Origin of the sequence: Shewanella sp. S1-49-MNA-CIBAN-0167, assembly GCF_040310145.1 — a bacterium.
Lineage (GTDB): Bacteria > Pseudomonadota > Gammaproteobacteria > Enterobacterales > Shewanellaceae > Shewanella > Shewanella psychromarinicola.
The window spans coordinates 1-8,246 of sequence record NZ_JBEOPO010000072.1 but is presented as its reverse complement, the minus strand read 5'-3'; the positions used below and the strand labels follow the sequence as shown (position 1 = coordinate 8,246).

Annotated in this window: 5 protein-coding genes; 2 read left to right on the top strand and 3 right to left on the bottom strand. The window is 38.8% G+C overall.

Translation table 11 applies throughout. The features are described 5' to 3' along the window. Window positions 1-374: 374 nt before the first annotated feature. Both AAEZ00_RS20175 and AAEZ00_RS20170 read right to left on the bottom strand, forming a co-directional pair. The gene (locus tag AAEZ00_RS20175) at window positions 375-1,211 is read right to left on the bottom strand and encodes a mechanosensitive ion channel family protein (RefSeq protein WP_335688757.1); all 837 of its coding nucleotides are present in this window, start codon (window positions 1,209-1,211) and stop codon (window positions 375-377) included. A 350-nt stretch (window positions 1,212-1,561) separates the two neighbouring features. Then, window positions 1,562-3,628: a methyl-accepting chemotaxis protein gene (locus AAEZ00_RS20170; RefSeq protein ID WP_351078259.1), complete on the bottom strand. Its 2,067-nt coding sequence runs from the start codon at window positions 3,626-3,628 to the stop codon at window positions 1,562-1,564. Between the two features lie 667 nt (window positions 3,629-4,295). Between AAEZ00_RS20170 and AAEZ00_RS20165 the strand changes: the two genes are divergently transcribed. Further along, a complete protein-coding gene (locus AAEZ00_RS20165) occupies window positions 4,296-5,105 on the top strand; it encodes a RecX family transcriptional regulator (protein WP_351089652.1) in 810 nt (269 codons plus the stop codon). A gap of 198 nt (window positions 5,106-5,303) precedes the next feature. Here AAEZ00_RS20165 and AAEZ00_RS20160 read toward each other — a convergent pair whose 3' ends face one another. Beyond that, on the bottom strand, window positions 5,304-6,065 hold the full coding sequence (locus tag AAEZ00_RS20160; protein WP_124012319.1) for a hypothetical protein: 762 nt from the start codon (window positions 6,063-6,065) through the stop codon (window positions 5,304-5,306). Between the two features lie 707 nt (window positions 6,066-6,772). Between AAEZ00_RS20160 and AAEZ00_RS20155 the strand changes: the two genes are divergently transcribed. Beyond that, on the top strand, window positions 6,773-7,552 hold the full coding sequence (locus tag AAEZ00_RS20155; protein ID WP_124012321.1) for an acetoin reductase: 780 nt from the start codon (window positions 6,773-6,775) through the stop codon (window positions 7,550-7,552). The last annotated feature ends 694 nt before the right edge of the window (window positions 7,553-8,246 follow it).

Sequence of the window (8,246 nt, the reverse complement as noted above, 5' to 3'; positions counted from 1 at the left end):
CCATCGATGCTTGAAGCAGTATTAAAGGCTGGATTCAGTGGTTAGGTTAAAAATTAAACACTCATGCGGTAGCCCTGCGTCAGGTTCCCGTTCCATTTTGGCCAGTCATCATTGGTTACAGCTCACTCGTTATATCGACAATCAAGGATATACCTTGTTCCATGTCACCCAGAGACCTTGAGGCTGAATAGTCGTTGGCCTCTTTGTGATGTCTGAGGCTAATGTAGTCGGCCAAGAACACAAACTCATAAACAGTAAACCTAGCACGTCCTATTTGATTAATGAGCAGTGAACGGCGTAAAAAATCAGGCCATTTTTCGGTCTTAGGTCAATTGGACACGCTGCGGTCTACTGGCAACCCTTTTTAAATAGTACTAGCCAAATTGTTGGTGGTAAGCAACCATAAAATCTTCTCTTATAAGCTGCTCTAACTGTATAGCGCGTTCAGTGGGGCAAAAAATCATTATATGAACATTCTGCTCACCATTTATGCCACTAGTGATATGGATATGCGGTTCGCTGCCAGGTAAATCGACACCTGCATGTTTTTCTATAACGCCGTTGTAGCGCTTGGCCACTTCAATAAAGTCTTCGCAGTGATCTTCTATTTGACGGGTTAGCCCAGGAAAAAGCTTATAGAGATTAACGAACTCGACCACGGTAATCGTAATGTTATGGTAAACGTAGCGTTTCATAAAGTTGAGGTTTTTGACCGCATAGGTAAAAAACATACTGTTTGGCAACGTCGCGGTTTTACCTGTGTAATGGTATTGACCCTGATCCAGATCGATCTCTTGGATCACTGTGGCCATTAAGTTGTGTTCAATCACTTCACCATATATTTTGCCAACTTCAATCCAATCACCTATCACAAACGAACGAGAACTAGCTCGTTGTATCGAGCCAGTAAAGCAAAGAATAATCTCTTTTGAAGCTATCACTAAAGCAATGGCAATAGCGGTAACTGACAGAGCAAACTTGCTGACTTCGGATTGCCAAAGCATGAACAAAATAACCAGTATTAAAATGAATGTGCCATTTTTAGTACGTGACATCCATTTACGTTGCACATCAGAAAGAAAAGCCACATCACCACGAATACTTGAAATGATAAAGCGCTTAATCACTGAAATAAGCATTACTATCAAAACAGTTAATAATAATTTGTGTTCGAGAAAGAAATCGACTATTGATACAATTTTATCTACCAAACCTGCTACCTATATTGTTATTTTTTAATACTGATGGTGCTGAATCGCTATGATTCTGGGCCGACACTCTATGGGGAATGTTACCAGAAAACAAGGTGATTTTCAGATAACTAATAGGGGGGCTAACGTTGGGATAGATCGAGTTATTAAAGCAACTGCGGTAGATCCAGCCCAAGTCAAACCAAGCGAGTGGAATAACCCCTTTAGCGCTGTGGCGTTGAAAGTATTGAAGCGTTTTAAGCAACTAAATACGGAAGCGATTATTCACGGATCTAACGCCATGTTAAGCAAGACAAAAAATATCGAAATACTGACAGACATTGGGCTATCGATACCCACCAAACCAGCTCTTAGGCTAATTTGAACTTATTGACTAACAAATTGAGATGATCATTTGCAGTCGAAAGGTGTTGAGTACTCACTGCGGTTTGCTTACCATTTTGTAACAACTCAAGCGCCATAGTTTCGATGGTGTGTATATTTCGACTAATTTCACTGGTTACTGCACTTTGCTCCTCAGATGCAGTGGCTATTTGACCGCCTAAATCGTTAATGTTTAAGATAGAGCTTGTCATTGAATCAAGGTTAGAGGTCACTCTAAAGGTGTTATCTGCCACCTTCTGACAGCTCTGCTTAGTCTCAATCATCACCTTTACTGCCGACGAAGCGTCATCTTGTAACCTTATTAAGATCTGGTCAATTTGAGCTGTACTCGATTGGGTACGAGAGGCGAGTGAGCGCACTTCATCAGCGACAACGGCAAAGCCTCGTCCTTGTTCTCCTGCACGTGCGGCTTCAATTGCAGCGTTGAGTGCCAACAGATTGGTTTGATCAGCTATCCCCTTAATTACGCTTAAAATCGATACGATTTGGTCGGTATTCTCGCTCATGGTATTAATCTTGTTGGTCGCCGCATTCATATCTTCTACAAGGGCTATTACGCTATTTGATGCATCAACAACGTTGATTTTAGAGGCTTTAGCTTCTTCGTTGGCTTGCTGGGTGCTCGATGCAGTTTGCGCTGCACTGTTAGCCACCGCTTCTGCTGAGCTGTTCATCTGAGTGATTGCGGTAGCTGCGAGACTCGTTTCTGAACTGTGGTTGTTCAGAGCAATGCTGTTACTTTCTGATTGACGGTTAAGTTGTGTGATGCCTTCAGTAATGTCTTTGGATGAACGGGATATATCAAGCATCATGGTTTGAAGGTAACCAATAAAATTATTAACTGAATGGCTTATATCTCCAAGCTCATCATGATTAATGATTTCCAATCGGGAGGTGAGATCGGCTTCGCCAGTGGATAAGGTGTCTATACGTGTTTTTAACACCACCATGTCGGTGATTAGTTTGCTTATAAGCCAGACACAGAAAATGAGTGCAACGATGATAATGATGCTTGCCACTGCAATACTCTGGAAAATTTTGTTGTCGAATATCTCACGAGTACCATCCGTAAGGCCCTGTTGAATCGAGGTCACATCAGACTCGTAGGTTCCCGTTCCTATAATCCAGCCCCATTGAGGTAGGATCTTTCTGACGTATGAAATTTTGGTTTTATTCACATTCGTTAAAGAAGAAAACTCAGAGAGCAGAACAAAGGCATCAGATTTTCCCTCTAAGACTTGGTTAACTTTAGCGGTGTTGTTTGTCTGAGTACCAATAAGATCTGTTTGCGAGTGAGCCAGAATATTACCGTTTAGATCCTGCACCCAAAATTTACCATTTTTACCATATTTTGCTGCCATTATAGTTTGTAGAGCAGCAGTGACATTCCCCTGTTTTAGCGTGCTGATGTACTCACCTGTAGCAATCACTAAATTAAGCGGTTCAAAATAGAAAGAAGCTGATATTTTTTCTTCGATCTGTCCTGTTGATGGGTTTGAAAAGAAGTAGTTGGTGAAACCTATCTTGTTTTCCTTGGCGGCGGCAACAATATTCCTCGCGTAATAGTTGCCTTTTTCATCGATAGCATCACGACTATTTCCCATTGAAACGCTGCCATTGCCAGCGGCTTCATTCGTTAAGGTATCTGCATCATAGGCAAACAGATAACGGCCCTTTCCCCATTGGTATTCATTGATGAAGGTATAGATCATCATATCGGGGTCATCGGTGAGATTATTTTCATACAGGTTATTAATGGTATTACGCAATATGACAATCTCATCGCTCAGGCCCAGCCTAATATTTTCGACTTTGGACTGTTGATAGAAATCATTGACTGAACGGCTAAGAGTATCCACCTGACCGATAAGGTTATCCTTTACTAAACTTTCGACTTTATCATTGATATTAAGCTTTTCTTTTTTAAGAACAGCCTGTTCAACCATGAACATGTTGACGATAAAAAAGCTAGATACAAGGATTAGTAAAGTACCTACTAATATGATTAATTTAGCTTTAATAGTATTTATCATAATAAAACCTTAGATAAGCTCAATAGTACATAAGAAAAATCTAATAGCATTAAGTGATAAAAAACAGCTAAGTTCAACATGGGTGTTGCGGGAGTGTGATCTAGACGTTAACGCATTAGAAAAAATGCGAGCTAATTAACAAAATACAATCCAAGCATTCATCATTAATAATACATTTTAAAAAAAACTGACTAATCTTGGGTGATAATTTAAGTAGCAGTAGCTGTGCTCAAGAAGTACTGACTCAATGGCATATAAATGAAAACAAATACATTCACTATAAATATTGAGGGGTTGTTGAGCATCAAGCTCACGTAAAGTGGCATAGTAAATTTGGCCACCGAATAACAAATCGACTATAAGAGCCCCCTAGTGTTTAACAAAGAAGCCATACTTATAATAATGCGAACTATTGAATTTTTAACTTTGGCGCTAACAAATTTATGCTCCAAAGCTTATTAGCCTTTGGGCTTTCCCCCCGAGTAATACTTAAACCATTTTGATATTTAAAAATCCACTATAGGCCATCAATTCAATGGCATTAATCAGGCCATATATGGCTTTTTTCAAATAGTATTCAAGCACAAGGATACGTCTAGCGCGTACTCAATAACACCGGGAGCTGCTACACTGTTGTTGGTTATTTTTTAATTTAAGATCAATTTTTATGCAGCGCCCTCCTCTACGTCAAGCCAAAACCATCGATAACGTTTTTAATAGCGCCTATTGGCACCTTGGCCAACAAGATTTTACCATTAATGAAATTCGCACTAAGCTTGAGCGTAAAACAGAAAATCAACAATGGATTGAAACCGTACTGGCCAAACTCATAGAGCACGGTTATTTAAAAAATGACAATGACTTTGCCATACGCTATTGCGAGATGGCCTTTAATAATGAACTCGGTACCAGCGCGATAAGACGTAAGTTACAACTGCGCGGCGTACCCGTTACCGTGATTGATACCGCGATAGAGCAAGTGATGTACGAGCAAAAAGTCGATGCCTTTGCGATGGCCACATCTAGGCTACTAAGGCGATTTGTTAACTTTTATGGCACCAGCAGAGAAAAAGTCTACACCCAAATGACCACAAAAGGGTTTTCTCGGGCCGAAATAGATCACGCATTAGCACAACATCCAGAACGTGAAACACTGCGCAGTAAATTAGCCATAAAAGCAGACAAAGTTGACTTAACCACTGAAATAATCAAACTATTTAACAAAGGCAAAGGCAAAACCCTCATCTTGCAAGAACTAAAACAGCGACTGATTGATGTGAGCGACTTTGAAGATACGGTGTACCAATTAACGTTAACAGAGGATGTCGATTTTTATCAAAGCTGTAAAAATGAGCTGGCGAAAAAGCGCTATGACTTATCAAACTATAAAGAAAAGTCCAAAGCGTATGCCTATTTATCCCGTAAAGGGTTCGGCAGTGATGAAATAAAAGAAGCAATGGGTCCAGATGATGACTAACAAAACACAAGATTGCCACCCAAGATTAATGAAGCAAAAAAGCGTTTAATTTGTACGTTTGAATAGCCATAAAAGGCTATCGCAATGAATGACGAAAGCCATGATGTTAATGATTATATAATTATGGGTGGCTTAATAACTATCTGTTTCATAGGTATTTTCCTCATAACTCTCGGCTTCATAAATAATGATATCTCATTATAATTCTGTTTTTATATCCCACAGATAATCTTGATGACTAGTGCAAATGTCACTAAATTCGGCACTGTGTTTATTGTCTTTATCATAAAGGGTATCAAGGATATTTTTTTTTGCTTTTAATAAATCAGAATAGTTATCTGCGGTGGCCGTTTGCAATCGACGGTATTTGCCGCCAACGACATGAGATAACCAACCCCAGGATGTGAGTTTTCCTTTACCGACTTGAGCATTGAATACTGGAGCAAAATGTTCTTTGACAATAGCATCTGCTTTTTCTTCTCCCGAAAAACTACATTCCATGTAAACAGATAAGCTTACTTTTCCACGCGTTTCGCCCCCCAAAGTAGGTCGACTCCCGGTCACATACTGCCAAATATAATCTTCATGAGATTGACAACCACGTCCAAGGGCATCAGTATTTTTTCCCAAAACAGCTTCAAATTTTTTGTTCATCGTCTCTTGTGCAGCAAATAATGAATCTATACTCGGTGCTGAATGGTATAAAATTCGACGCCATTCGCCTCCGGTATGATGCTTCAGCCAACCCCAACTCGCTATGGTGCCATTGTTAACACCATCATTATATATGGGGGCATAGGCTCTTTGAACTAGCTCGTCTACAGCGGATTCTTGCTCAGGTATGCATTTAAAATAGGTTGAATAAACATACATTTCTGGCTCTTCTTCGGCAGCACATAGCGCTGTGAATGAAAATAGCAGTACGCCTATAAATTTTGGTAGAACGTTAAAAGGGTTCATATTGAATCATCCTTAACTATTTCTAGTAGCATTTCTACTAGATATGAATAAATGAAATGTTTTTCATTCGTATTACCACCAATTAACCATAGTCCAATAAGGTAATTTTATTTAATTAAAATATGATAGAAACTAGGCATAGGATTCAATTCTGGTAAATTAAATATCTTTACATAATTAAATTCAACTGCTTGAGTGAATTAACCGGCTTAATCAAGTGTCATTAACGGCTTTGATTGGCCTTGTTGATTAAATCATTGTCTGGGCAAGCTAACCCGTTTCTATTTATGCCCCAAGTTGGTTAGTCTTTGGTGTATGGCCTACGGCCAATAAGGTCGTGGCCGTAGGCCATATCCATAATCAACTTTAGGCAGAAATAAGTTAGCAGACCTTCCCTGCATGAAACAATTCCAAACTGAACATCACTAAATAGCTAAACAACCGATTATGGCTGTCTACGTCTATTTTCTCTAGATATTTACATAGAATAAAACAACTAATAATTAACATAATATCTAAAAATTTATCACTAATATTGAAAGGTCATTCTTAGAGATTAAACATGTTTAATTCTTAACCATTAAGCTGTCTCAAATTGATCTATATCTAATTTTATTGTTCTACGTCCTTGTAAACTGATCATTCAATCGTTATCTGGAAGGCTATAAAAAGGTCTTCCTTATCCTATTATCAAAAAGGAGTCAGATATGTCATTACAAGGAAAAGTCGCGCTCGTCACTGGTGCAGGTCAGGGCATAGGACGTGCCATTGCACTTCGTTTAGCAAAAGATGGAGCAGATGTTGCCATCGTTGATCTAAACGAAGAAAAAATGCTCGCGGTATCTCTTGAGGTCAAAGCCTTAGGTCGAAAATCAACGACTTTTAAAGCTGATATAAGCGACCGGAAACAAGTTTATGCCGCTATAGACCATGCAGAGAAAACCTTAGGTGGATTCGATATTATGGTGAATAACGCAGGTATTGCGCAAGTTCAAGCCATAGCAGATATTACTCAAGAAGAAATGGATAAAATCCAAAAGATCAACGTAGACGGAACTCTTTGGGGCATTCAAGCCGCTGCAAAGAAATTCATCGAACGCAAGCAAAAAGGCAAAATTATAAGTGCCTCTTCCATTGCTGGCCATAATGGGTTTGCTTTACTGGGCGCATATTCGGCGACTAAATTTGCAGTGCGTGCGTTAACTCAGGCTGCAGCACAGGAATATGCTAGCGCAGGTATTACAGTAAATGCTTATTGCCCTGGAGTGGTTGGAACCGATATGTGGGTCGAGATTGATAAACGTTTTTCTGAAATTACTGGGGCTCCAATAGGTGAAACGTATAATAAATACGTCAAAGGCATTGCACTTGGTCGTGCGCAAACACCTGTGGATGTCGCCAACTTTGTGTCATATTTAGCCGGTCCAGACTCTGATTACATGACAGGTCAAGCACCACTGATAGATGGCGGTATGGTTTACTGTTAATAATAACCAAACGATCCCGAAATGCAGGATTGTGTATTTTGATGTGTCTTGGGTATATATATGGTTTAAAAATTGCGGGCTAACATTGAGAGTAACAACATAGCCTGCAGTTTTTAGCTCTGTGATTAACAGCAATGTGAAAAATAGGCTGGATTCTAAAAAGCACTACTCTTAAGTGACAATGTCTATTGCTAATCAAGTTTCAATCTAAGGCTTTAATTTCCTGCTTAACATTCTTTATTTTTTACTTTTAAACTTAATTACCATTGTTCTCGAAAGCCTTTCTGAAAGAAATAAAACTATGCTGAAATGAAACTAAATGAAACTATGCCACCCATTTTCTGAAGTATCTCGAATTATTAAATAAAAACTCGAACAAAAATGAATATCGTAATCAAAAAGTATGTCACATAGTTGTACAGCCTAATTTTTTTTGAGTCTATACTGGTTTTAAAATCAAGTTCATACACTTTTAAGCTTCTACAAAGCAGAGAGTTAATATATAGCCATAAAACACATATTATAAAAATAGAAAAATACCCATACCATTTAAAGCTTGAAAAAAAACTAAAACCATTAGTGTTTAAAAATCCATGCAAGATTAGAAAAACAAAACCTAACATGCCTATGCAGTTGGCTCAGTAAGAATGTATTGGCGTGTGAATTATTGCCAAATTTAACAATCTGTTAGGTA

Bases quoted from the DNA above. Each gene is read 5' to 3' on its own strand.
- AAEZ00_RS20170 (WP_351078259.1), bottom strand. From the start codon at position 3,628: ATGATAAATACTATTAAAGCTAAATTAATCATATTAGTAGGTACTTTA.
- AAEZ00_RS20165 (WP_351089652.1), top strand. From the start codon at position 4,296: ATGCAGCGCCCTCCTCTACGTCAAGCCAAAACCATCGATAACGTTTTT.
- AAEZ00_RS20160 (WP_124012319.1), bottom strand. From the start codon at position 6,065: ATGAACCCTTTTAACGTTCTACCAAAATTTATAGGCGTACTGCTATTT.
- AAEZ00_RS20155 (WP_124012321.1), top strand. From the start codon at position 6,773: ATGTCATTACAAGGAAAAGTCGCGCTCGTCACTGGTGCAGGTCAGGGC.